This is a genomic window from Mycobacterium lepromatosis, from assembly GCF_000975265.2.
In the GTDB taxonomy this organism is placed as follows: Bacteria; Actinomycetota; Actinomycetes; order Mycobacteriales; family Mycobacteriaceae; genus Mycobacterium; species Mycobacterium lepromatosis.
Map to the genome: position 1 here is coordinate 208,295 of NZ_CP083405.1, position 23,976 is coordinate 232,270.

A 23,976-nucleotide genomic window follows, 5' to 3' on the forward strand; every position below is an offset into this window, starting at 1 on the left:
GTCGAAGAGCGCCAGTACATGATCACGAAGAGTGACTTAGTTCATGCCCGGTGCCAATACCAAAGAACAACAAAATAAACATACCGTACTGCTTGGTCCATGGTACCATGCTGGGTCTGGGGACTTGGATGCGGCTATAAAGCGTCGTGGCCTTCCAGGTCAGGAGTCTATCGAGCAGGTAGACTGCATGTTGACCGCCGCTCTGGAACGCTATACCTGTCTACAAGACTGTGTGCGCAGAGTCGTATTACAGCCTGATCAGCAATATTATCGTTAGCAACGCCAACGCAAGGTTGGCTCGTTCCCGCCAAGCTGACCAGTGTGCGGACGGGTAGGCGTCATGAACCAGGTCCGCAAGTACACGGTTGCGCCCAGCACGATTGAACCGCATCGGCACCAGCAGTGAGAGCGCCGGATCGCGGTAGTGCAGCAGATCCAGCGTCAGGTAGCCGCTGCACTGCGATATCGTGACTATCAAGACGTCCTGTTTGCCGAATCGCGAGGCCGTAAGTGCGTGTCCGCATTCGTGCAGACACAGCGACACCAAACAGCCGGCGCGATCACGGAGAGGAAGATTCCGGCATATGCCAGTGGCCGCACGCTCACTCCGCCGAGTTACGACAGCACACCCCAGCGGTGGTCAGTCTGACCAGGGCCACCAAGATTTGAGATAGGTCGCACCGATTTGTGCTGAAAAGGAGAACTCACCGGCCCCAATTACCGGACCAGCATCCAGCCTTCGACGTTCCGGTAGAACGTCGATCGACGCACCCGACGGCGCGCCGGGACACCATCACGCACCACAGCGACACCGGTGCTGCCCAGCTGCACTGCTCGGCCAGTGAGCCATTGGCGCCAGATGCCGATGCCAGCTCGGGGGGTATGCAACCTGGCTCGTAAACCCGGCATGGCCAGCGTCGGTGCTATGTGCACGCCAGCAACATCGCCGTCGAACAGTCGGACGTTATCAACGACTGCCTCACCATGCAACGCCTGCCGGTCGACCACCGGAAGCCAGTCTGCCCTGCCCACGATCACCGACCCGGTCTCGTCGCGGATCAGCGGTACCCGCGTGGCGTAACCGCGCCGAGCGCGTCGCGCCGCTCGGCGGCCGGCCGGAAGATGATAGACGCGAGTCGCCACGGTGCGTTGGTGCGGTACATAAGCAACCTCAATGTCGAGCCGGTCGGCACGCAACAGCCGGCTCAGCACCGCCGCCAGGTCGCTGTCGCCGCCAACGACCACCAGTCGCCGGTACGGGCCGATCGTCGCGTCAATGCAGTCGATGTCGTCGGGACCGTCGGCCCGGTGGGTGGATAGCGTGGTTAGGGTGTTCCATCGTTTTCGGGTTCGGTCGTCGCCAAACAGCAACACCGCCACGCCGAGGGCGCTATCGGACGTGTTCAAGACACTCCTCGCAAACAGTTGGGTTTGAGCTAAAATCGCCCGGGGCCTCTGCCACTACCACCGATACGTGGCTGAGGGTGCCCTAAAGCGGGCCGTGCACGGCTCGCATCATTGCAAGGCTAAGTTGATCACCGGCTGGACCACAATAAGCAGGCGTAAACACGTGGGATTTAGGTGGAAGCAAGTCATGCCGGCAGTCGTCCTCATCGGCGCCCAGTGGGGCGACGAGGGCAAAGGTAAGGTCACAGACCTGCTAGGTGGACGTGCACAGTGGGTGGTGCGTTATCAGGGTGGCAATAACGCTGGGCACACCGTTGTTTTGCCTACCGGCGAGAATTTCGCACTGCATCTGATCCCGTCAGGTGTGCTGACGCCGGGCGTCACCAACGTCATCGGTAACGGTGTGGTGGTAGATCCCGGAGTGCTGCTCAGCGAACTGCAAGGCCTGGAAGATCGCGGTGTCGACACTTCCCAGCTGCTGATCTCCGCCGATGCACACCTGCTGATGCCTTACCACGTGGCTATTGACAAGGTCACCGAGCGTTACATGGGCAACAAGAAGATCGGCACTACCGGCCGCGGTATCGGGCCCTGTTACCAGGACAAGATCGCCCGCATGGGGATACGGGTCGCCGATGTCTTAGCCCCTGGGGAGTTGACCCACAAGATCGAGGCTGCGCTCGAGTTCAAAAACCAGGTGTTGGTCAAAATCTACAATCGCAAGGCGTTGGACCTGGCCCAGGTTGTCGAAACGCTGCTGGAGCAGGCGCAGCAATTTCGACATCGCATCGCCGACACTCGGCTGCTGCTCAACGATGCCCTCGAGGTCGGCGATACCGTGCTGCTTGAAGGTGCACAAGGCACCCTGCTCGACGTTGATCACGGCACCTACCCGTATGTGACGTCGTCGAATCCGACAGCGGGCGGGGCGGCGGTGGGCTCCGGTATCGGACCGACCCGGATCCACACTGTGCTGGGCATTCTCAAGGCCTACACTACTCGGGTGGGTTCTGGTCCTTTCCCCACCGAGCTGTTCGATGAGAACGGCGAATACTTGGCCACGACTGGTAGCGAGATCGGCGTGACGACAGGACGACGTCGGCGCTGCGGGTGGTTTGACGCCGTGATCGCCCGCTACGCTACCCGGGTCAACGGGATCACCGACTACTTCCTGACCAAGCTTGACGTGCTGTCCAGCTTGGAAACGGTGCCGGTCTGCGTCGGCTATCAGATCGCCGGTGTGCGCACTCACGACATGCCGATAACCCAAAGCGATCTCGCCTGTGCCGAGCCGATCTATGAGGAGCTGCCGGGCTGGTGGGAAGATATCTCCGGAGCGCGGGAATTCGAAGACCTGCCCGCTAAAGCGCGTGACTACGTATTGAGGCTAGAAGAGCTTGCCGGAGCACAGGTTTCGTGCATAGGTGTAGGTCCGGGACGGGATCAGACCATCGTGCGGCGCGACGTCCTGCAGGGCCGTCCGTGACTTACTACTCTTCCCGGTGCCCAGAAGACTTACCTCCAGAAGGCCCGGAACACAGACACCATAGCGGCTTTCCCGAATACGAGCTGGTTAACCCTGGTTCGGGTTTTCGCCGATTCGTGGCAACCGTGCGTCGCTTGCAGGACCTGGCGGTGTCCGCTGACCCCAGCGACGAGGTATGGGATGCCGCCGCCGACCGCGCTTCGGCTTTGGTCGAGTTGCTAGGTCCATTTGCCACCGATAAAGGCAGAGCGCCGGCCGGGCGGATACTGGACATGCCTGGCATGGGCAGTCTTTTGCTGCCGCCCTGGACGCTGACCCGATATGGCCCTGACGGTGTTGAAATGACCGGATATTTCACCCGATTTCACGTCGGGGTCAACCACGCGGTGCACGGCGGTGTGCTGTCGCTGGTGTTTGATCACGTGTTCGGCATTATCTCGTATGCCGCGGAACGGCCGATCAGCCGGACGGCTTTCCTGCACGTGGATTACCGTAAGATCACCCCAGTCGATGTGCCGTTGGTGATGCGGGGGCGGGTCACCAGGACTGAAGGTCGCAAGGCGTTTGTGTCCGCAGAGCTGGTCGACGGCGACGAGATGCTGTTGGCCGAAGGCAATGGCATGATGGTGCGGTTACTTGCTGGACAACTCTAAATGAGGGACTTTTGGCTAGCCGATTATTGGTTCTGCGGTGGCACCGCAATGCTGGCATGTCCGACCAGGTTGGTAGGAAAAGGGCGGCGTAAGTCGGGTATGGTCAACCCGGAGTCTGCCGAGTGGCTCCCAGCCGGGGTCGCTGGCGCAAGGGTCAACGGGGAGCCCCCCAGACCGCAAGGCCGGTCATGCCGCTGCCAATCAAAACTGGCCAATGCGATGCCGGTATGGGGGTGTCCGAGCCATATTGTTCGCCTATCGAGTAGGCAGTGCTGGGCAGCATTGCCGCGATTTTGCATATCCCCGTCGGAAAGGGCCAGATCTGGGGAACCGAAAACTCGCTAACTGTGGCAGCTCGACCAGTAACCGCTGTCACCGAATATATTATTCAACGGCAAGGAAAGAATCTTCGCCATCAGTGATTCCCTGACTACAGTATACTTGTTGTTTTGCCAGCGGCAGCGTTTTGTTGTTCGTCGACTTCATCTTTGTGCATGGACTCTCCCCAGCTTCCTCGCCGCTATGCCCATGCTCTCAAACGAGACAGCCACAGCTGTGAGCATCTGAAGGTCAAGATCTGCGAGAAGAGGGGTGGGCCAGCCCGGGACGGTTGCCGCGGCTTCCGATGTCACTGCTCGACTCGCCAGCTTCGTCGCGTCCCTGGTGTACTCCGCGATAGTAGCCGCCGAAGAGCCGACGTAAATGTCCCATTGCGGCGATGTCCTGGTCCTAAAATTTCGCTATATTGGGCTTCGATGGTCGTGATTGCCGGGGTGTTTCGGCACAGGATATTAGTCTGGGCCAGTGATGTCACCATGCTGCGATTGTTGCCAAGGGTACTGTCATTGTCATCGAGTAGGCTGCCTTGTAGGTTTACATCGTAGGCAGTGGGTTTCGTTAGCGGCTTGCTCAGCCTAGACGGTGGTAGTTGTTATCCACGTCATGAAGGGGCCGCCGTGGCCATCATCGACAGCGACGAGGTACATTGGCTGATGAGCCCAGAAATCACTCAATCGTAAGAAGTTGAAGTCGAGTCCAGTGTTCCGTAGCTAGCTTCTGCAGGACTGTTGTCGTGGCGACTGTAGGCCCCAAGTTGGGGCCGGAATAATCTAGCGGACTTGATTTCTGGGGGGGCAGCGCTTCGAACTCCAAGTATGGCTATTTTCTCCCAGGTCCGGCGCCGACCGTGTTGATAGCTTCGGTGTCTGCATATGAGCCCGTGTTGCATGCCAGCATGGCCACGAACTAGTCGTGAATAGTGGCAGCTTGAGCGTGTGCATCACCGAGCCGATGTTTGCCAAATCTCTTGTGGCCTTTCTCAATATTTTCTGTTGTGTTGTCACGGAGGACATGGGTTTCTACTTAACGAACGTTCAAATCTGCGGCGGGCCTTCCTTTGGTTAGTGGAGCTCTCGGTCCTCACCGCTGGCATCAGGTACCCGCGAAATCGGTGGCAGGCGGCAAGCACCTGGGGAGCAATCCGATTCAGCCGGCCCGAACACCGTTGCAGGACCGGATCAGCTATCGAAACGCAAACCAAGTTGTTAATCGCTTGGTTGAGTCATCACTCACTGGCCTTTACTTCCTTGCTTGCCAGCACAGAAAAAAGACACTTCAACAGATTTGCACAAAGATACAAACAATTGAAGCGAGACATGACTTTAAATTCTTATTCGGGTTGCTTCGAGAGCGTAGGTTGGGAACGTTACCAATTCTCCGCCAAGCATCCTATCCCGGAGCAACATGCATGTTTGCCCCAGACTGCGGGGCCATTCGACCGAGCGAGAGGGTGAGTGGGGGACCGACGGGAAGCACGATCCTGTCGACAGACACTAGCTCCCGTTGGCTCCCGCAGGGGACGAAACGACAGCGCTTGTCGGCGTCTGCCAGTGCAGCAACGAGCCCGCCGTCGACACCTTGTCTAGTGCGCTTTAGGTGCCAGAAAGCGATCTTCGGATGTTTTGACTATATAGGCAGCCCACCGAGGCCACGTGTAAGCTTGAAATTACGCTAGCTACGACACCTCGGACTCCGCACCGACCGACGCATAAATAAAGTGAAATTACTTCGGCTCTAATGGCTTTCAGAGTTCAACGTGGACACGGTGCCCACGATCGAATCGTCCAATTGGTTGCCTTGGTCGTCGGTGACTATCTGAGCGCCGACGAGACCGCGTCGTGTTGCTCGGCACCGACAAGGCTTATCCTAACCCGCTACGGTCGTCTGGATCTGTTCTGCCTTGATGTTATAGACTATACCCCAATCGACCTCGTGGAACTTGAGCCATCGTTATCCATGGTGACCTACAGGGGAGTTAACGGATCGGATTGGGCCAAGCTCGTTACTGATCTTGTCCGGTTCGTATTCCTACTCGCTTGCAACAACGGTGAACAACTATATCAACTTCGCTGAAAATGACTGAACACGTGGTGAGGGGCGTTCCTGGGGTCGACGGTACGCGCCATGTCCGCCAGCGATAAGTTCCAGATCCGGGAGGGATTTATTTTCGGTATGAGCCGATCCACTAGAAGCCGGATGTTTCTGACTACCTGGGGAGCCGCCACTAGGTAAGGACTTCGCGTAACGTAGATATGCTTATCGATAGTTTTGCCTTCTTCGGATAAATGGGGGTGGTTCTCAGGCGTTGATATCAGGAACCCTTAGAAGATGAAAGTACCAGGTAGAACACCTATGAGCATAGAGATAAACCGTCCCTACGCAGGGGATATCACCCCACTGCAGGCATGGAAGATGCTTAGTGACAACCCGCACACGGTGTTGGTCGATGTGCGCACCGACGCTGAATGGCGGTTCGTCGGGGTACCCGATACGTCGAGTTTGGGCCGCGAGGTGGTGTACATCGAATGGAACACATCTGACGGACTGCCAAACGTGAATTTCCTCGCTGAGTTGCAGGAGCGGATCCCGCCAGCAAACGCCGAGCGGGGGGAACGCCCGGTGGTGTTCCTGTGTCGTTCGGGTAACCGCTCTATGGACGCTGCGCGGGTCGCGACTGATGCGGGGATCTCTCCATCGTACAATGTGCTGGATGGCTTTGAGGGCCATCTCAATGCGGAAGGTCACCGCGGTGAAACCGGTTGGCGGGCGGTTGGATTGCCGTGGAAGCAGCTGTGACTCGGGCCAGCGATGAGGTGTGGGCAGTTTTCGCGTGCGGGGGGCCGGTGCAGATGACCGATGATCGCTCTGTTCGTACGCCTAAGGCTCTGCCGGACGGCGTCACCGCGGCAACCATAGGCGTGCGTGGTGGCTTGTTACGGTCCCGGTTCGAAGAAACCGCCGAGGCGATGTATTTGACTTCTGGTTACGTCTATGAATCAGCGGTTGTTGCGGAAAAGTCATTCATCGGCGAGCTAGACCACTTTGTGTATTCGCGTTACGGCAACCCTACCGTGACGATGTTTGAGGAACGGTTGCGCCTGATCGAGGGAGCCCCGGCGGCGTTCGTCACCGCGAGCGGCATGGCCGCGGTATTCATTTCGCTAGGTGCGTTGTTGGCCTCCGGCGACCGGTTGGTGGCCGCGCGCAGTCTGTTTGGGTCATGTTTCGTTGTGTGCAATGAGATTTTGCCCCGATGGGGTGTTGAGACCGTTTTCGTCGACGGCGAAGACCTTGTACAATGGGAGCAGGCGCTCTCGGTTCCTACTCAAGCAGTGTTCTTTGAGACGCCGTCGAATCCTATGCAGTCGCTGGTAGATATCGCGGCCGTGACTGAGCTTGCTCACGCCGCTGGCGCAAAAGTTGTTCTAGACAACGTCCTTGCTACACCACTACTGCAGCAAGGCTTTCCGCTCGGGGTTGACGTGGTAGTCTATTCCGGTACAAAACACATTGACGGTCAAGGGCGGGTGCTGGGCGGTGCCATTCTGGGTGACAAGGAGTACATCGAAGGCCCTGTACAAAAGCTGATGCGCCACACTGGCCCAGCGATGAGCGCTTTCAATGCCTGGATATTGCTGAAAGGTCTTGAGACACTTGCCATTAGGGTCAATCACTGTAATTCCTCGGCGCACCGTATTGCAGAGTTCTTGGAAAAGCACCCGGCGGTGAGTTGGGTGCGCTACCCATTTCTGGTTTCGCATCCACAGTACGACCTGGCGAAGCGTCAGATGTCGGGTGGTGGGACGGTAGTGACCTTTGCGCTCAACTCCCCGGAGGATGCCGCTAAGCAAAGGGCCTTCGAGGTATTGGACAGGATGCGGCTGATCGATATTTCTAACAACTTCGGTGACGTTAAATCGCTTATTACGCACCCGGCGACCACCACTCACCGGGCGATGGGCCCGGAGGGCCGCGCTGCGATCGGGCTCGGTGACGGTGTGGTGCGTATCTCTATTGGCCTCGAAGACGCCGCCGATCTGATCGCTGATATCGATCAAGCCCTGAGCTAGTAACGCTAGGCGAGTGCAGTGCGTGCTTGCCAAGCAGCGGTGTGGTTTGCACGTATCTGGATTGCATCTGCAGTAGGAGACGTCGGTGAGAACCGCGACTTTCTGTGGGAAAGGGTACCAGTCCTAGCTTGCCGAGGGATGGATGCCGTCTTGTCTCAGCGGAAAGGGGCAATATCGGTTGATAACAATCGATATTGCTGAACCCCTACTCGGTCATGACAACCCGGCGGTCGCCCGGCGAGCAATCCGTATTGTATCGGGATCCGGTTACGCCATGTCCTGTTTGCGTTACCTTTAGGGAAAAGAGCGCCTACGAAGTGTCCACCCAGTGCGGTCTTGATCGGGCCGAGAGCTGGATGGCATCCAGAAGTACCTGTGGAACATACATATTTGGCCAATCGCCAGGACGCTGCGACCGTTAGCCGGCGGCTGATTGTTCAGCGTGTTCGGTTTCTTCGTCGGCAGCAAGCACTCCTTTGTGTCTGCGTGTGTTACCGCCGTTCAGTTAATGATCAGTCTGGGCGTAGATCATATGGCTGGTAACGGTCGTCTGGCCGTGAGTCACACCCAAGAAGGGGGTTCCCAGGTGACCCATGGAGGCGATTCCGTTTCGATGGCCAACCAAGGTTATACAAGGGAAGCGCCAGCCACGCCAACCAGACGATTAAAGTGCGTGCTTAACAGCCCGAATCCGTCGAACTGCTTTTGCGAGAAAGTCATCGATTTCGAACCAGTCGGCGACATATGGGCAACATGCTCGGTGCAAAGCTTTCTGCCCGTGTCGCGCACCGCGATCTTATCGCTTGACATCGATAGCGATGAACGCATCGCAGGCATGAAAACAGCCCCAGGCAGTTGATGACTACCACTTTTGCCGCGAATTCTGTTGTGAAGTTGGTGACTTGGTCGATGCGGTACCAACAGGTGGTGTTGACCACGATGTTGGGCACGCTGGCCTCAGCGTGGGTGTGATCACGCAAGGCATCGCCATATTCTGGGTATCGACTTGGTGCGGGTCGGCGACATCTATTGGCAGCGCGGTGATCGGCTCGGGCTGCTGATCCGCGGTGGCCGTCGCCGCAGCCTCGTCGAGATTGGCAGCCACGACCCGGCTGCCCTGTGCGGCGAACGCCAGCGCTATTGTCTTGCCGATAGCCGATCCTGCGCCGGTCGCCCCCTCCAATCGTGCGTGCGAATCGGTGCTTCATGGCGGGCTAATCTAGATTCACCACCGCGGCGTGGTCAAAGAGTCGCGTAATCTTGCCGCATGCAACCGAGGCGCTCCCTGGCATGGCTAGCTACCGACATCGTTGCCGTGTTGGTGTTCTGCGCTGTCGGGCGCTGCAGTCATGCCGAAGGCCTCACCGTCACCGGCGTTGCGGCTACTTTGTGGCCGTTTCTTACCGGAACGGTTATCGGGTGGCTGGTGTCTCGTGGCTGGCAGCGGCCCACGGCTGTCTTTCCCACCGGCGTCGTTGTCTGGCTGTGCACCGTGGTGGCCGGCATGGCGTTGCGCAAAGTTAGTTCCGCGGGTGCCGCCGTGAATTTCATGGCAGTAGCCGCGCCGGCTACCGCGGCATTGTTCCTTGGTTGGCGTGCTGCCGTTGGCCTGATCCTGAGGCATCACTCAGCGCGTTAGCGCTCCGGCTTGTTTCAACGCCGCTTCCGTGGCCTCGCGGATGGGACCGCGCCATAGCCCGTCGTGGCCGGGCGCCAGGATGTGAGTTTCCAGAAGGCCCAGTGCGTCTAGGCTGCGCAGACACTGCTGCTGGCTATGGGCTGAACACCGTCGTCAGTAGCTGCGGTCCACGGTGACGTAGCAGCGCATGGCCGGTTATGAGTGCGTCACCACTGATCAGCATGCCGTCGACGACATACGAGCAATGCCCGCCGGTATGCCCCGGAGTGAAAATAGCCATCGGGTGACCCGGTACCCCGGCGGCCGTCTCCGCAGTTAGTGGCTGGGCAGTCAGGATACCGTCGCGGATCAGGCCGCCACTACGAAGTACGTGAACGGACCAGATCGCCCACCGGGGTTGCCACATGCGCATCGCGATATTGAGGAGCGGGACCTGTTCTAAGTACTTCCGTTTGGTGTGTCCGACTTCGTCGGCATGGCAATACACTGGAGTATGGTGTTTACTGGCGAACCAGATTGCTGAACCCATATGGTCGATGTGCGCGTGGGTTAACAGAATGGCACGCACGTCGGCAGCCTCATAGCCAAGCTGGCGCAGCGAAGCCAACACGTCGTCGCGGTCGCCGGGATAGCCGGCGTCGATCAACGTGACGCCAGTGTTATCGGCAGTCAGCGCCCAGTTCGCCGCGCTGCCATGAGCAAAATGCACCGAGTCGGTGACCTGGAAGAGAGTCACCGTTGCCATGTCGGAGAGTCTAAGTCTGATGCGTGGCTACCTGCTGCGCCCGGCTCGGTTGCGCTTGCGATCGTCACCAGGAGTAGAAAGAACGAGTGGCTGAATTGAGACTTGGATACAAGGCGTCAGCTGAACAATTCGCGCCGCGTGAACTAGTCGAACTCGGGGTTGCCGCCGAAGCTCACGGGATGGACAGCGTCACCGTCAGCGATCATTTCCAGCCGTGGCGCCACCAGGGTGGGCACGCGTCATTCTCATTGTCGTGGATGGCTGCAGTCGGTGAACGCACTAACCGGATTCTGCTGGGTACTTCGGTACTTACCCCAACGTTTCGCTACAACCCTGCCGTTATCGGGCAGGCCTTCGCCACCATGGGCTGCCTCTATCCGAACCGGGTCTTTCTCGGAGTTGGCACTGGTGAAGCGCTGAATGAGATCGCCACCGGGTATCAGGGTGCTTGGCCGGAGTTCAAGGAGCGGTTCGCCCGGCTGCGTGAATCCGTGCGGCTGATGCGGGAGCTGTGGCGTGGTGACCGTGTCGACTTCGATGGCGACTATTACCAACTCAAAAGTGCGTCGATTTACGACGTACCCGAAGGCGGTGTGCCAATCTACATTGCCGCGGGCGGCCCGGAGGTGGCCAAATATGCCGGCCGCGCCGGCGATGGTTTCGTCTGCACCTCCGGCAAGGGGGAGGAGTTGTACACCGAAAAGCTGATGCCTGCTATCCTAGAAGGGGCAGCAGTGGCTGGCAGAGATGCCGACGACATCGACAAGATGATCGAAATCAAGATGTCTTATGATCCCGATCCCGAGCTGGCCCTGTCCAACATCCGGTTCTGGGCGCCGCTATCGCTGGCCGCCGAGCAGAAGCACAGCATTGACGACCCGATCGAGATGGAGAAGGTCGCCGACGCACTGCCGATTGAGCAGGTTGCCAAGCGTTGGATCGTGGTGTCGGATCCTGATGAAGCCGTAGCAAGGGTTGGCCAATACGTGACGTGGGGCCTTAACCATCTGGTGTTTCATGCGCCCGGCCATGACCAGCGTCGGTTTCTCGAGTTGTTTGAGAAAGACCTGGCGCCCCGGCTGCGGCAGCTGGGCTGAAGGCGAGCGGGCACCTAATCCTGTGACCTGCCTCGCCGCACCCAAACTGGTGTCCGTCAAGGCGACGATCGCAATGAATCAGTGTCAGTTGACGATCCTGGGGCCTACGTGCGCACCACAATCGCCAAAGTGGGCATGTTTCAGCCGATCACTCGGATCGATGACGCACGCTATTTACGTCCTGGAACTACTATTGGCTCACACCACCGCGAGCTTACTCTATTAGCAGGTGCTCCGGCGTTACCTACCGGCAGTATCACGCGACGGTCGAGGCATGCGACGCTGTCGTGATTGTCAGCAACCGCTTACCTTGACTTGGGAGTGGGATCGATTTCGTGGCCGGTCAATGTACGCATCGTGGTCAACCAAGGCGCGCCTGTTCTGTTCGCGGTGAGTGCCAATGCCCACAGCCCCGACGACCTCGTCGGTGTTGTCGGTGTGTGCCTAAGGGACTGTCCGCCCAGCGTGCCCACGCCTCGATGGTGGTGGCCCATCGGTACAACTTGAGGACGTGCTCGAGGCACTGCGCGTGTTTGCCCCGCCTAGCTATCTATATGCCGCACAACACGTTATTGCTGGCGGTCCCGATCGTTATCGAACTGAAGATGGCCGTAACCGGGAAGCCAATTAGCGGTGACGTGCCTCTGTGGGATCGCGCGGTTACCGACGTGTTAATCGCCAGGGTAACCCGCCGACCATGTTGCCGGAACGGCAGCGTGACGGGATGGTGGTAATTACACCCGGTGACTGCTCTGATGTGGTGCTTGCCATAACCAGTTCCCATTTCGCCGAAGGGTTTCCGGAGTTTTCGTGCATCATCTTAAACGGTGAGTTCGAACTGCAGCCATTGATCGTGTAGCTGATTCGGGACTGCGGGCTGCGGTTGCCGATCATCATCACCCACCTTGGGTACCTACGAGAGGGCCAGGGTAGCCGTCTCGACTCGCAACCGGCTCAAGGCAACCGCGCAGCGCAAGACTGATCGGCACTGGCACCGATGGACCGTCCACGTTGATGGCGCAGACCTGTTGACCCAGTTTGCCATCTCGATCCCGCCCGCTGCCATACTGCCGATGGTCACCTATTGCTTGCAGTAGCAAGCTCAATCAGGTGTTGACCTACAGAACTGCAGGCTGGTGACGGTCGGGCATCGGGTGGTTTACGACGGCAACGCGTTCCACCATCCGACACTGTTGAATGGTGCGCTTGTCGTTGAGATTAAAAAGTCGTCCCATTTGGCTACGCTGCATAAGACGTCTGTGGTGAAAGAAATCGAAGTGACACGGAAGTTGCCGCCCAGCATTCCGCGTATCACGATGTTCGCCAACGTTTTCTTTCATGATCTATAACCAGTGGTTGCGACCTACGCCATTGATCGTCGGCTGGCTGAGCGATAGTAGATTCGCTGCTATGGATTTCATGGCCCGTTGTATCAATACGTAAGCAAGCAGGTCACCGCTGTCCTGGACAGATCATACTACAGTCTTAATCAAATTGTGTTGAAACTTACGGTACCTTGGCCTAGGAGAGATCGCTGTCAGTCGGCTGCTCGATGCGTCCATGGTCCTATCTCCGCTGGAGGATTTGATTATTATCACTCGCAGTGATGCATATAGATTCCAGCGTCATCAGCTACTTGTGGCGCGTCGGTTCAATCGGTTTGTCGATGAGATCGAGTACATGCCCAATCACCGGTCGGTGCCGGCGTGCTGGCCGGAGAGCACTATTTGCTCGGCTACACACGATGATAGAATCACGTTACAGATCAGCATAATTGACGTACGGCATGTTTATCATAGCACCGGTTATGTAAGTACATCGGAACCGATCTTGCGACGCTGGAGCACATCCCTGCGGTGAAGCTCACCGCAGGGATCGGCGAAAATGACGCGCACCTGCGCGGGGATGCGTTGCTCGGCATGGTGGGATTCGGCAGCATGTTGGATTAGGACTGAAATCTATATCAAGGAACAAAGCTTGGAGGACTGTGCGCATTGCTCAGGACAGCTCACGATTGCTGTGCTGGTGGTGCCAACCAACGAAAAACTGGCTATCATTCGTGACTGTGGGCACGTGCTCGCACGTAAGGTGGAATTCCTAATGAGAAGTCTAAGCGTGTTGTTCACGCTGCTCGGCGGATAAGACGTTACTTGTACGAGTTGTCGAGTTCGGTTACTGCGCTGACGGATTCGGCGATCTCGTCGACCAGGAGGCGTCTGGGATCGTCATAAAATGATGAGGAATCTGTGCCGAGGAGTGCCAGTTTCCGCTCTCGTAGGCGGAGGCATGGTAGCATCGAAGAGTGCAGTGACTTCCATAAGGGTTGGTGGCGCCTCGTTAGGCTTGTCTAGAATGCCTATCTTAGGTAGGAGGGTAATGCACGACCGCGCCGGTTTTCGTTGAGCTTCACGCTGGCGAGTCGTCGGGTACAGGGGTAGTGCTCGCCGAGCTCAGACGCGATATGCCTGCTTAGCATCTGGCCAGCGGTCATAGAACCACGTAAAGTGGGGAACTCACTCCTCGTAAGGTCTTAACTAAGAAGCGGACCGGATAGTGACTTTAGCTCATCTTAGACTAGATCGTCAACGTAAAGGTTTCGAGGAATTCTAAGCCGAAGACCACATGTATATAAGAAGCAAAGTATCGCCAGATTTATTGGGATTTTAATGACATATCGAAGTTTGTCATCTCGATAGACGTAAGACTTATCCTACTGTCTAAGTGGACAAATTTAATTGTTAGCAAATCTTCATATGTTCTTTCTTCACTTTCGTGAAAACTGGAGTAGAAAACTTGGGTACAGGGACTGTGTTGTATGATTTCGACTGCGGAACAGGATTGATGAATTTTTGAGTGTCGCTGACACTACCTAAAGCCATAATTTTCAACGCAATTCGATAATACTGTTGTCTGTATTCTCCAACTTAGCGCTCCGGTCAATCATCGACTCAAACCATTCAAGCAGTAGTTTAGTGAAGCGTGTTACCGACACGGATCCACACCACGAAGGAAATATTGGTTTTTAGGAGGAGTATGTCAGAGAATCCCCCAATCTTTTGTGACGAGCACGACGTCGTACTCTATGGCATAGCGCCAGAATGTCGATCTGATACACTGCCCAGTCTGATGTCGTTCGCATGCTCCTAGACGTGACCATGTACAGTGAGCTATCTGAGCTTAATACTGGCGGAGGTCGCGTATCGATCAGAAAATACACAGATTACGATCCAATCCGGATTGCGTGATCGGCCTGCGCCACCGCATACTGAAAGTATACTTGATGTCTTCAGCGGTTAGGTGGGAATAGTCTCTACTTCGGATTTCCCTCCGTAAGGAGCGATAATACATCAGCGATGTGCATACGGGTGCCATGAATGACTGGACGTTCGTGAGCGATCTTTCGATTGACGACAATAGTATTCAAGCAAGAGCATCCACCATGGATACCGTCAGCCCCGCTGTCGGACAGGAATATATGAGGTATAAAATTTTCTTCGCGATTCTGGTGCAAAACATGTTGGGATGATGATTTCTCGGCATCACGGACCTCCTTATGTTTCACCACGTTATAGCCACTGCTTCTCCCAAGACCGGCACTACACCGATCACAATCACAACTCACCCACCAACACCACCGTGACCTGCCATGAGTGTTATACGCCGTAGCTAAAATTTTAATAGAGGTGCGAGGTCTGTTTGTGGGTCTCGACGATCTGCAAGATAAGACCCAACAGCCACCTCAGAAACGGCTTAGCCTCCTCATGCATCTACACCGCCGACGGACCCCAGAATTGCGCTTGCAGTTCGGTGACCACTTGACTCAACGGCGCAGCAGCTCCGGAAGGCATCCCCCTAACCACCGTCTACTCCTGAGCTTCTGGAATTAGATGCACGAAAAGTTGCAATCCTACAAGTGGAGTCCTGAGATTACCGAAAACAAGACCTCGCGCCTTAAGAGAGTCCAGTGCGTGTTGGCACGGTAACTCCACGGTTGGAATCCGTGGCCTAGATGCACGATCCCAGCCTGAAACACTCACTAGAACTAGAATGTACTAGTGGGCCGCACTTTGTTGGCCATATTCACTAAAGTATAGCGGTGCTGTTGGGTGGGCGCGACTCGGGCCAGGCTGCGTAGTGACGCTTCAACACCTAGTCGCAATCCGTGTTTCGTGAACGGGAAACCGAGGATGTGATTCGCGCTGGCCTGATTATCGGCTAACCAGTCCATCGCGCCCCCCAGGACCAGAGCGCGGATCTGCAACACACGCGGCTCGGTAGGCGACAGCGTCTCCACTCGCCTGGCGGCGTCACGGATCTGCTGCTCGGTGATTTCGTTCGTTGATCGGCCGGACAGCAATGTCACCGCACTGGTCAGGAGCGCGGTGGTGAAATGGCGCGAGGTAGGCGGCACTTCATCAAGGGTGCACACCGCGCCGGTGCGGTCACCCTCGGCCGACTGGAATCTCGCCAGCCCGAAAGCCGCTGATATCACGCCGTCGTTGGTACGCCACACCGTACGGTAGAACTTGTGCTCATCGCTCTCGCCGGCCAGCTCGGCGGTAGCGGCCAGCGCAAGCTTGGGTGCCAGCTCGCCGGGAAAGGTGTTCAACACCTCGGTGAAATGTTTGGTGGCCGAGTCGTAATCGCCGGTGAGGAGCTCGGCGACAGCCCGATACCAGACAAACCGCCATTGCCAGCCAACCCGATCGGCCAGGTCGTCGAGTTTCCGGTTGGCCTTGACCACATCACCCAGGTCCAGCAACGCACGGATTTCCATCAGCGGCAGTTCAATCGACTCAGCCAAGTCGATACCCTGAGCATCCAGCATGCCGTGCCGGGCTGCGCGCAGCGAGTCCAGTGTCTGCACCGGCTGGGAGAGCACCGTAGCCTGCAGTACCGGGGCAGCCACGTCGGTCGGATCAACCAGCGGAACCTGCAGTGCCGTAACGATATCTTTGGCGGTGAGCTTCTCCGAATGCAACTTGCCGTCTAGATACACGTCGGTGTGGGCTACCAGCAGGTCCACACCGAACGTCGAGCGGCACGGGCTAAAGATAGTTGACAGGCCAGCCCGCGGTACCCCAGTGTCTTGGGCGACCACTTCCCGCAGCACACCTATCAGCTGCGCGGACATCTCCTCGGCGGAGCTGAAGCGGCGCCGCGGGTCGGGGTTGATGGCACGGCGTAGCAATCGGGCAAAAGAGTCGTAAGTGGTCAATACTGGATCGTCTTCGGGCAGCCCGTCCACGTAGCGGCCGTTGCGGGTGCGAAGGTTCAACGTGAGCGCCGCAAGTGTGCGGCCCACGGTGTAGATGTCGGTGGCCACCGTCGGGCCAGTACGTACGATCTCTGGCGCCTGATAGCCGGGTGTGCCATAGATGCAGCCGAACGAGTTGATCCGCGACACCGCGCCTAGGTCAATCAATTTGAGCTGCTCTTCAGTGAGCATGATGTTCTCCGGCTTCAGGTCGTTATAGACCAAGCCGATGGAATGTAGATAGCTCAGCGCAGGCAGGATTTCCAGCAGGTAAGCGATGGCCTCGGCGACGGGCAGTTTCTCGGCGTTGCCCTTTTTTGAGTCCCGTTTCAGCGATCGTCCACCGATGTACTCCATGACAATGTAGCCGACCGGATCCCCGTATGTGTTTTTGTGCTCCACAAAGTTGAAGATCTGAACGATCTGTGGGTGCACCACCTCGGCGAGGAATTGCCGTTCGGCCACTGCGATCGCCTGCGCCTCGGCGTCACCGGAGTGAACCAGGCCCTTAAGCACCACTGGCCGGTCGTTGACGTTATGGTCGAGTGCCAGATAGACCCAGCCCAATCCCCCGTGCGCGATGCAACCCTTGACCTCGTACTGACCGGCGACGATGTCTCCGGGACTCAGCTGAGGTAGGAACGAATACGGACTGCTGCAGTATGGGCACCAGCCTTCCTTAGCTCCTTGGGCTCCATCAGCCTCCTGGCCCTCCGACTCGCATCGGCCGACCGGCCGTCCGCAATTCCAGCAGAATCGTTTGGATTCCGGCACCACAGGATTGGTCATCAGGGCCTCAAGTGGATCAATATCGCGCACTCGGCGGATTTCCACGAGTCCGCCGCTAAGCTGTTTGAGCGGCGGTAGTATTCTGTTCGCTGGCGTTATACGGTCTTGCGGCTTGGTGTCAGTACTGGGAACAGAGATAGGCGGAAGTTCATTGTCGTCATCAAAATTGGGTCGGAATATCGCCTGGGTGGCCTGCGAGGGCCCTTCCGTTGTGCCGGACGGCGGGTCTGCCCGTTGGTTGGCCTGGCCCACGCCTTCGGTGTCGTGGTCTAGGTGTTCTTTCTTCATAGACTCGGCCATCAATCCACATACCTCGGTGTGGGCGGGGACGGCGGCGGCCCAAGGACCGTTAACCACTTTCGGTACAATGTGTTCCAAGTGCCGTCCCTACGGATGCGCTCTAGTGTGCCGTTGACGAAACGGACCAATGTGGTGTTGTTCAAGCTAATCCCGATGCCATAGGGCTGGGCGGACATATTAGGCCCGACGATGTGCAAGTAGGGGTCTTCTTCGACTAGCCCGGCTAGGATCGCGTCGTCAGTGCTGATGGCGTCGATCTCCCGCTGCTGCATTGCCACCAGGCAGTCAGCCCAATTCTCCGCCGACACAATGATCGGCGATGGTGTTATTTCGCTAACTTGATGTAGCGAGGTGGTACCGCGTGTCATGCAGACTCGTTTGTTGGATAGGTCGGATGGCTTCGTGATTGGTGAGTCACGAGGAGCGAGGATGCGCTGTTTAGCGTCGAGGTAAACGGTGGAGAAGTTCACTAGCTTGCGTCGCTCGCAGGTGATCGTCATCGTCTTAACGATGATGTCGACCTCCGATTTCTGTAACGCGGCGATGCGCTCTGCGGTTGACAGGATGCGGTACTCGATATGTGATGGGGTGCCGAAGATATCGCGCGCCACCTCGCCGGCGATGTCGATGTCGAATCCGGTGATTTCGCCGGTGATCGGGTCGCGAAAGCTGAACAGGTTGCTGCCGATTTCGAGCCCGACGATCAGCCGGCCACGGGCGCGGATCTCGGCCACCGCAGCGTCTGCCTCGGCCTTGGTGGGGAAGGGGCGCAGGCTGGCGGTCGGGTCGCAGTCCTTCTCGGTGTTGTCGTGTGGCAGTGAGGGTGTCGGCGGTACTTGCTCCATGCCGACTGGTGTGGGTGGCGGCAGCGTTGGCATGCTTGCCACCGTCAGGAGCTCAGCATGGCTGCAAGCGACCAGCACCATCGCCGCGCCAAGTACACTGTAGGCGCACTGGATCCTGGACCGGCGTTTCATCACCGATACTCCTTCAACCGCGGCCACAGGCCGAGGGCGACCGCGATGGCGGCGCCCAGGCTGAGTATTATGCCACCGATTTGAGCACCGGATAACCCACTGTGCGCACTCAGGATGTCTTGGCGCAAGCGAGTGCGGCTTTGGTCCACTGTCTTGACTAACTCGTCGTCGAGCTTGTCAAACGCGGGGGGGGAGTCGTCCTCACCGCTACCCAGCGCAACCTTGGTGGCGGCCCGATAGTTACCTACCGAGATGTAGGAGTTCATCCGATCATTCGCCTGCTGCCAGCGGACCAGCAGCTGGTCGACGTTTTGCAGGTCTTCCTTGTCTACGGTGTCACTGCGTGACAAGTACTGGCCGATCTCTTGGTGCATGGTGGCGATGCGGGTGTAGAACGCTTTCTTTCGGCTTTCGTCATCGCCGTGCCGGATCAGCGACAGCGTCTCGTCAGCTCGCGCCTGCTGAGCGGTGATCTCGACGTTGGTAACGGTTCTCAGCGACTCGGCCGCGGTGTCTTTGGCGCTGCGACTGGCGGTCGTGGAAATCGTCAATGCGGTTCCGACCCACATCACCATGACGAGAATGCAGAGCGCGCCCACCACTAGCCCGAGGTTGATTCGACGCCTGGTGCGCCGAGCCAGCCAGCGGTGGGATAACGCGCCGAAGACCACGGTAGTGGCAACGATGAGAATCACCGGGAGTGGAATTTGAGTGGATGCGGTGGTTTCGCTATCTACCCGGTTCGACGTCTCCTGGTACAGTTCTTGTGCTGCGGTCAGGATTGTAGATTGCATCAGCCCCGATGCTTCTGACAGGTACGATGACCCGACCGGGTTGCCTTCCCGGTTATTGGTGCGGGCGATCTCGATCAACCCGGTGTAGACGGCCAGTTCAGCGTTGATCCGGCCCAGCAATTCCACCAGCCGGGTGTCGGTCAGTCCGCTCGACGCCCGGGTTGCCGCCACTGCGGCGTCGGTGATGGCTTGTTCGTAACGCAGCCGGACGGTGCGCGGTTCAGCTTGGGCGATGAATGCGGTTGCCGCTGCGGCGTCGGCAACTGACAACGTGGTGTAAAGTTTTCCAGCCGCGAACGACAGCGGCTCGGTGTGGCTAAGTACAGTAGTCAGCACATGTTGCCGGTGGTTAATGGTTGTCGAAGTAGCGAACGCGCTGAGACCGCCGAGAGCTGCTAAAACGATTCCGATAGTCAAGATGCGGCCCGGTGTGGTCGAGATGAACCACCAGCGTGGATGAGCTGGTTCACCCGTCGACCGAGACCCTAACGGCTCGGTCGACGGGTGAACCAGCTCAACCATCACGTCTGTTCCGACCCCATTACTTTCGACATTTTTTGTTGGCCGTCTAGAACATCTAGAAGCGAATTCTAGGAGGATGTTGCCGTGGATTGGGGAAGGCGGATCCAATTGGGTCGATTGGGATCGGTATAGCTCTGTGGTCGTTCTGCCGGTTCGCAGGCACGCATCCGGCGCCGAGCGGGTAGTGCCTGCATATTCCTAGAATGCGCGCCGATCGAACATGACGGATGGGTGGTATCCCAAACCCGCGGCGTCCACTACTGGGGCCGGTATGGCGCACCTGGTTTACTGCTCCGAGCACCGCTGCCCGACGGAACCCCCGCGGTGTTACTGCAGCATCAGACGTCGTGGAGTCCAAGGCGGTGCTTGGGGTTTGCTTGGGGGCACTCAGAATAGCCACGAGTCTCCCGAGGAGACCGCGGTCCGCGAAGCTCGCGAAGAAGTCGGTCTCGTTGCGCAGCGACTCGCTGTACGGGTTATGCTGATAAGAGCCGAGGTCTATGTTCTGCATAGTACTACTTGGACTTAATGACTTAACTATTACCTTATCTATCCATGGTTGTTGCTTATGCCCGCGGGTTGCTACATAATTGTGCTCAACCGGGAAAGTGCCAAATTGGGCCATGTCGCTGATTTCGTGGTGGCCGACTTGCCGCTGAATCCCGGGTTGGCTACCAACTGGCAACGGCTGGAGTGATGCCCCGGTCGACTCGGATGCCAGTTTCGACGATCATCGCCGGCAAAGTCTGCCTGGCATCATGGAGATCTAGATGGGAGTCTTCGTATACGGTGTCTGCCGGGTGATGCGGATCAGGCACCCTTGCAGCTGAGTCACCGGATCAGCTAGTTGCTGGCAGCGCCGAAATGAGTTGTTCAGCTGCGGCTCGGGGGTCGGCAGCCGTGGTGATTGCCCGCACCACGACGATACGGCGGGCACCGGCATGGAGCACGTCGGGCAGCCGCTGCGCGTCGATCCCGCCGATAGCGAACCACGGTTTGTCTCCGGCGAGTTCGGCGGCGGCTCGCACCAGCTCAAGGCCCGGAGCCGGGCGGTCCGGTTTGGTTGGGGTAGGCCAACAGGGCCCAACGCAGAAATAGTTGACCAGGCCGGCGTCTAAGGCGGCCGCAGCCGCGGCAACCTGATTCCGATCATGGGTGGACAGGCCGATCAACGTCTGGCGGCATACGATCTGCCGCGCCACGTCAGGCGGCAGATCACCCTGTCCTAGGTGCAGCACGTCGGCACCCGCCGCGCGGGCAATATCGGCGCGGTCGTTGACCGCGAACAGGGCGTCGTGCCGTCCCGTCGCGTCGGCGAAGATCTCGCACGCGGCCAGCGCGTCACGTGCCTCTAGTGGGCCAAACTGCTGTTCACCAACCGAACCCTTGTCGCGCAACTGGACGATGTCCACCCCGCCAGCTAAGGCAGCGTTGACAAATTGGGCTAAGTCACCGCGTTCACGTCGCGCGTCGGTGCATAGATACAGCCGCGCCTTGGCGAGACGGGTGGACAGACAGATTGCGGGCTGCCGATGAGGCTCCTGCACACCACGACGTTAGCGTAAGATCCGAAGAACTCAAGTACACGGGAGTCCCGGGGAGTACGAATCTGCGGGGCTGGGAGTGGGCACAGCCAGAGCGACTGAACCTGCCCTGACCGTCACACCTGATCCGGGCCATGCCGGCGAAGGGAGGTTCAAGATGCCGTCAGGCCCACCCGCGGGGTCGCTGGCCGTTATCGGCGGCGGTGTCATCGGGTTATCGGTGGCACGCCGCGCAGCGCAGGCCGGGTGGTCCGTACGTGTACACCGGACCCGCAAGCAAGGTGCGTCCTGGGTTGCCGGGGGCATGCTCGCCCCGTACAGCGAAGGCTGGCCCGGTGAAGAACGGCTGTTGCAGCTGGGCCTGAGGTCGCTACGGCTATGGCGCCAAGGTGGATTTACCGACAGGCTGGCTCCGGAGGTTATTACCGCACGTGAGTCACTGGTGGTGGCCGTCGATCAGGCTGATGTCGCTGACCTACGCACGGTTGCGGACTGGTTGTCCGCGCAAGGCCACCCGGTGATCTGGGAATCAGCTGCCCGCGACGTCGAACCCCTGTTGGCACAAGGCATCCGACATGGCTTTTGGGCGCCGACAGAACTGGCAGTGGACAACCGGGCCTTGCTCGCCGCGCTGTGCTTGGACTGTGAGCGTCTAGGGGTGCGGTGGGCTTCGCCGGTGAACGATCTGTCCTGTGTCAGCGCAGAAGCGGTAGTGATTGCCAATGGCATTAGCGCTCCCGCGCTCTGGCCCGGCCTGCCGGTACGTCCGGTCAAAGGGGAAGTGCTGCGTTTGCGCTGGCGAACTGGTTGTATGTCATTGCTGCAGAGAGTAATTCGAGCTCGTGTGCATGGCCGGCAGGTGTACCTGATTCCGCGTTCGGACGGGGTGGTCGTCGGTGCCACCCAGTACGAACACGGTTGCGATAACGCCCCGGTCGCATCGGGAGTGCGTGACCTGCTTGACGATGCGTGTGCCGTGCTACCGGCGTTGGGCGAGTACGAGCTGGCTGAGTGCGCGGCTGGACTGCGCCCAACGACACCGGATAACCTGCCACTTGTGTACCGCCTGGATAACCGTACGCTGGTAGCTGCCGGCCATGGCCGATCGGGATTTCTGTTGGCACCATGGACAGCTGAGCAGATCATGTTCGAACTTGCTGCGGTCGGAGCGCAAGCGTGATCGTCTTATGATTATCGTAGTCAACGAGAGACAGGTCGAGGTCAACGAGCAAACCACCGTTGCTGCACTATTGGAGTCGCTGGGCTTCCCGGCTATTGGTATTGCTGTGGCGGTAGATTTCTCAGTGTTGCCTCGATCTTACTGGGCAACAAAAATTTCTGAGCTCCCCGCTGTTACTGAGAGGTCTGAGCCGATCCGACTCGAGGTGGTTACGGCGGTGCAAGGTGGTTGAACCAAAACTCACGATCGGGAACCGCACTTTCGCCTCGCGGCTCATCATGGGTACCGGGGGAGCCGCTAACTTGGCTATATTAGAAGAGGCGTTGATCGCCTCAGGCACCGAGCTGACGACAGTAGCGATCCGCCGGGTCGATGCTGGTGGTGGAACCGGATTGCTTGACCTGCTCAGTAGGCTTGGCATCATGCCGCTGCCCAATACCGCCGGGTGTCGCAGTGCCGCAGAGGCGGTGTTGACCGCACAGCTGGCTCGCGAAGCGCTGAACACCAACTGGATCAAACTCGAGGTGATCGCAGACGAACGCACCCTACTGCCGGACGGTCTTGAATTAGTAAGGGCAGCAGAACAATTGGTTGACGAGGGCTTTGTAGTTCTGCCGTATACTAACGACGACCCGGCGCTGGCTCATCGACTGGAGGGCACTGGCTGCGCGGCAGTGATGCCGCTAGGTGCGCCGATTGGCACTGGCCTCGGCATCAACAATCCACACAATATCGAGATTATCGTCGCGCAGGCCGGAGTCCCGGTGGTGCTCGACGCCGGAATCGGTACCACGAGCGACGCTGCCTTAGCGATGGAATTAGGTTGCGACGCTGTGCTCTTGGCTTCTGCGGTGACTCGCGCCGTCGACCCTCCGGCCATGGCCGCCGCGATGGCCTCTGCTGTGACCGCCGGCTATCTTGCGCGCCGGGCCGGGAGGATTCCAAAACGCTTTTGGGCTCAGGCTTCTAGCCCGGAGCTGATGCGGACCGCTGAGAAGTTGGGCAATTGAACTTCCGGCCGGCGATGCACCGGTGTGTTGCACTGGGATAGTTCGGTGGCGTCCTGTCCAGGTGTTCGGGTCCCGTGCTGCTGGCGTGCCATGGGGGTTAGGTCGATCAGCACGACACTAATCCGCATTTGGTCGCCGTGCGACTCAACCTGCAGCTTGTTGACGTC

Annotated in this window: 22 protein-coding genes and 2 pseudogenes; 16 read left to right on the plus strand and 8 right to left on the minus strand. The window is 58.3% G+C overall.

The annotated features are described in order from the left end of the window. Positions 1-247: 247 nt before the first annotated feature. Positions 248-478 carry a hypothetical protein gene (locus MLPF_RS00765; RefSeq protein WP_236684822.1) on the minus strand — a complete coding sequence of 77 codons (231 nt, stop codon included), beginning with the start codon at positions 476-478 and terminating at the stop codon, positions 248-250. 239 nt (positions 479-717) lie between these two features. Beyond that, positions 718-1,407, minus strand: coding sequence for a hypothetical protein (locus MLPF_RS00770; protein WP_045842380.1), 690 nt, complete (start codon positions 1,405-1,407; stop codon positions 718-720). 187 nt (positions 1,408-1,594) lie between these two features. Between MLPF_RS00770 and MLPF_RS00775 the strand changes: the two genes are divergently transcribed. From MLPF_RS00775 to MLPF_RS00795, 6 genes are all read left to right on the plus strand, one after another. After that, positions 1,595-2,893 (plus strand): adenylosuccinate synthase, encoded by a 1,299-nt coding sequence (locus MLPF_RS00775; RefSeq protein WP_045842385.1) that lies wholly within the window; start codon positions 1,595-1,597, stop codon positions 2,891-2,893. Further along, positions 2,890-3,546 (plus strand): PaaI family thioesterase, encoded by a 657-nt coding sequence (locus MLPF_RS00780; RefSeq protein ID WP_045842379.1) that lies wholly within the window; start codon positions 2,890-2,892, stop codon positions 3,544-3,546. The genes MLPF_RS00775 and MLPF_RS00780 overlap by 4 nt, the downstream gene beginning before the upstream one ends. 887 nt (positions 3,547-4,433) lie before the next feature. Beyond that, the gene (locus tag MLPF_RS15415; protein ID WP_282435822.1) at positions 4,434-4,565 is read left to right on the plus strand and encodes a hypothetical protein; all 132 of its coding nucleotides are present in this window, start codon (positions 4,434-4,436) and stop codon (positions 4,563-4,565) included. Between the two features lie 1,672 nt (positions 4,566-6,237). After that, positions 6,238-6,681, plus strand: a complete 444-nt coding sequence (locus MLPF_RS00785) for a rhodanese-like domain-containing protein (protein ID WP_045842377.1) — start codon at positions 6,238-6,240, stop codon at positions 6,679-6,681. Between the two features lie 53 nt (positions 6,682-6,734). Continuing rightward, complete coding sequence (locus MLPF_RS00790; RefSeq protein ID WP_045842384.1) at positions 6,735-7,955, plus strand: O-succinylhomoserine sulfhydrylase; 1,221 nt, start codon at positions 6,735-6,737, stop codon at positions 7,953-7,955. A 433-nt stretch (positions 7,956-8,388) separates the two neighbouring features. Then, positions 8,389-8,814, plus strand: coding sequence for a hypothetical protein (locus MLPF_RS00795; RefSeq protein WP_162196853.1), 426 nt, complete (start codon positions 8,389-8,391; stop codon positions 8,812-8,814). Positions 8,815-8,817: 3 nt separating this feature from the next. On the opposite strand, the gene MLPF_RS00800 is transcribed toward MLPF_RS00795, so the two are convergent. Further along, the gene (locus MLPF_RS00800; RefSeq protein WP_050038848.1) at positions 8,818-9,138 is read right to left on the minus strand and encodes an SDR family NAD(P)-dependent oxidoreductase; all 321 of its coding nucleotides are present in this window, start codon (positions 9,136-9,138) and stop codon (positions 8,818-8,820) included. 84 nt (positions 9,139-9,222) lie between these two features. Between MLPF_RS00800 and MLPF_RS00805 the strand changes: the two genes are divergently transcribed. Then, the gene (locus tag MLPF_RS00805; RefSeq protein ID WP_045842376.1) at positions 9,223-9,594 is read left to right on the plus strand and encodes a DUF3054 domain-containing protein; all 372 of its coding nucleotides are present in this window, start codon (positions 9,223-9,225) and stop codon (positions 9,592-9,594) included. On the opposite strand, the pseudogene MLPF_RS00810 reads toward MLPF_RS00805, so the two are convergent. Beyond that, positions 9,583-10,339: pseudogene (locus MLPF_RS00810) on the minus strand (MBL fold metallo-hydrolase). The gene MLPF_RS00805 and the pseudogene MLPF_RS00810 sit on opposite strands and share 12 nt — an antisense overlap. 86 nt (positions 10,340-10,425) lie before the next feature. Between MLPF_RS00810 and fgd the strand changes: the two are divergent. The 4 genes and pseudogenes from fgd to MLPF_RS00830 form a co-directional block, all read left to right on the plus strand. Next, entirely contained in the window at positions 10,426-11,436 is a 1,011-nt protein-coding gene (gene fgd / locus MLPF_RS00815) for a glucose-6-phosphate dehydrogenase (coenzyme-F420) (RefSeq protein WP_045842375.1), read from the plus strand. A 697-nt stretch (positions 11,437-12,133) separates the two neighbouring features. After that, on the plus strand, positions 12,134-12,295 hold the full coding sequence (locus tag MLPF_RS00820) for a DRTGG domain-containing protein (RefSeq protein ID WP_156146927.1): 162 nt from the start codon (positions 12,134-12,136) through the stop codon (positions 12,293-12,295). Between the two features lie 274 nt (positions 12,296-12,569). Continuing rightward, the gene (locus tag MLPF_RS00825) at positions 12,570-12,785 is read left to right on the plus strand and encodes a hypothetical protein (RefSeq protein ID WP_082082288.1); all 216 of its coding nucleotides are present in this window, start codon (positions 12,570-12,572) and stop codon (positions 12,783-12,785) included. Positions 12,786-13,247: 462 nt separating this feature from the next. Next, a pseudogene (locus tag MLPF_RS00830) lies at positions 13,248-13,385 on the plus strand (acetate kinase); the annotation flags it as partial. Positions 13,386-15,478: 2,093 nt separating this feature from the next. On the opposite strand, the gene MLPF_RS00835 reads toward MLPF_RS00830, so the two are convergent. Genes MLPF_RS00835 through glnX form a run of 3 tightly spaced genes read right to left on the minus strand, consistent with a single transcriptional unit; the run spans position 15,479 to position 20,078 of the window. After that, positions 15,479-17,782 (minus strand): serine/threonine-protein kinase PknG, encoded by a 2,304-nt coding sequence (locus MLPF_RS00835; protein WP_045842395.1) that lies wholly within the window; start codon positions 17,780-17,782, stop codon positions 15,479-15,481. Further along, on the minus strand, positions 17,782-18,759 hold the full coding sequence (locus tag MLPF_RS00840) for a glutamate ABC transporter substrate-binding protein (protein WP_045842398.1): 978 nt from the start codon (positions 18,757-18,759) through the stop codon (positions 17,782-17,784). The genes MLPF_RS00835 and MLPF_RS00840 overlap by 1 nt, the downstream gene beginning before the upstream one ends. Then, a complete protein-coding gene (gene glnX, locus MLPF_RS00845) occupies positions 18,759-20,078 on the minus strand; it encodes a protein kinase G-activating protein GlnX (RefSeq protein WP_045842394.1) in 1,320 nt (439 codons plus the stop codon). Before glnX ends, MLPF_RS00840 begins: the two co-directional genes overlap by 1 nt. A gap of 268 nt (positions 20,079-20,346) precedes the next feature. On the opposite strand from glnX, the gene MLPF_RS00850 reads away from it, so the two are divergent. Then, the gene (locus MLPF_RS00850) at positions 20,347-20,604 is read left to right on the plus strand and encodes an NUDIX domain-containing protein (protein WP_427901945.1); all 258 of its coding nucleotides are present in this window, start codon (positions 20,347-20,349) and stop codon (positions 20,602-20,604) included. A 30-nt stretch (positions 20,605-20,634) separates the two neighbouring features. Beyond that, positions 20,635-20,772 carry an NUDIX hydrolase gene (locus MLPF_RS00855; protein ID WP_193386709.1) on the plus strand — a complete coding sequence of 46 codons (138 nt, stop codon included), beginning with the start codon at positions 20,635-20,637 and terminating at the stop codon, positions 20,770-20,772. A 142-nt stretch (positions 20,773-20,914) separates the two neighbouring features. Here MLPF_RS00855 and thiE read toward each other — a convergent pair whose 3' ends face one another. Then, complete coding sequence (gene thiE / locus MLPF_RS00860) at positions 20,915-21,622, minus strand: thiamine phosphate synthase (protein ID WP_045842393.1); 708 nt, start codon at positions 21,620-21,622, stop codon at positions 20,915-20,917. A 154-nt stretch (positions 21,623-21,776) separates the two neighbouring features. Here thiE and thiO point away from each other — a divergent pair, with 154 nt between their 5' ends. The 3 genes from thiO to thiG are packed head-to-tail and all read left to right on the plus strand — an operon-like array spanning position 21,777 to position 23,809. Continuing rightward, positions 21,777-22,799 (plus strand): glycine oxidase ThiO, encoded by a 1,023-nt coding sequence (gene thiO / locus MLPF_RS00865; protein WP_045842392.1) that lies wholly within the window; start codon positions 21,777-21,779, stop codon positions 22,797-22,799. A gap of 7 nt (positions 22,800-22,806) precedes the next feature. Then, entirely contained in the window at positions 22,807-23,031 is a 225-nt protein-coding gene (gene thiS, locus MLPF_RS00870; protein ID WP_045842397.1) for a sulfur carrier protein ThiS, read from the plus strand. Next, positions 23,024-23,809 carry a thiazole synthase gene (thiG, locus tag MLPF_RS00875; RefSeq protein ID WP_045842391.1) on the plus strand — a complete coding sequence of 262 codons (786 nt, stop codon included), beginning with the start codon at positions 23,024-23,026 and terminating at the stop codon, positions 23,807-23,809. Before thiS ends, thiG begins: the two co-directional genes overlap by 8 nt. Positions 23,810-23,976 lie beyond the last annotated feature (167 nt).

Excerpts from the sequence above, each read along its gene's own strand:
- thiS (WP_045842397.1), top strand. The coding sequence starts at position 22,807 with ATGATTATCGTAGTCAACGAGAGACAGGTCGAGGTCAACGAGCAAACC.
- thiO (WP_045842392.1), top strand. The coding sequence starts at position 21,777 with ATGCCGTCAGGCCCACCCGCGGGGTCGCTGGCCGTTATCGGCGGCGGT.
- MLPF_RS00805 (WP_045842376.1), top strand. The coding sequence starts at position 9,223 with ATGCAACCGAGGCGCTCCCTGGCATGGCTAGCTACCGACATCGTTGCC.
- MLPF_RS00790 (WP_045842384.1), top strand. The coding sequence starts at position 6,735 with ATGACCGATGATCGCTCTGTTCGTACGCCTAAGGCTCTGCCGGACGGC.
- MLPF_RS00835 (WP_045842395.1), bottom strand. The coding sequence starts at position 17,782 with ATGGCCGAGTCTATGAAGAAAGAACACCTAGACCACGACACCGAAGGC.
- MLPF_RS00775 (WP_045842385.1), top strand. The coding sequence starts at position 1,595 with ATGCCGGCAGTCGTCCTCATCGGCGCCCAGTGGGGCGACGAGGGCAAA.
- MLPF_RS00840 (WP_045842398.1), bottom strand. The coding sequence starts at position 18,759 with ATGAAACGCCGGTCCAGGATCCAGTGCGCCTACAGTGTACTTGGCGCG.
- MLPF_RS00850 (WP_427901945.1), top strand. The coding sequence starts at position 20,347 with ATGGCGCACCTGGTTTACTGCTCCGAGCACCGCTGCCCGACGGAACCC.
- MLPF_RS00785 (WP_045842377.1), top strand. The coding sequence starts at position 6,238 with ATGAGCATAGAGATAAACCGTCCCTACGCAGGGGATATCACCCCACTG.
- MLPF_RS00820 (WP_156146927.1), top strand. The coding sequence starts at position 12,134 with ATGTTGCCGGAACGGCAGCGTGACGGGATGGTGGTAATTACACCCGGT.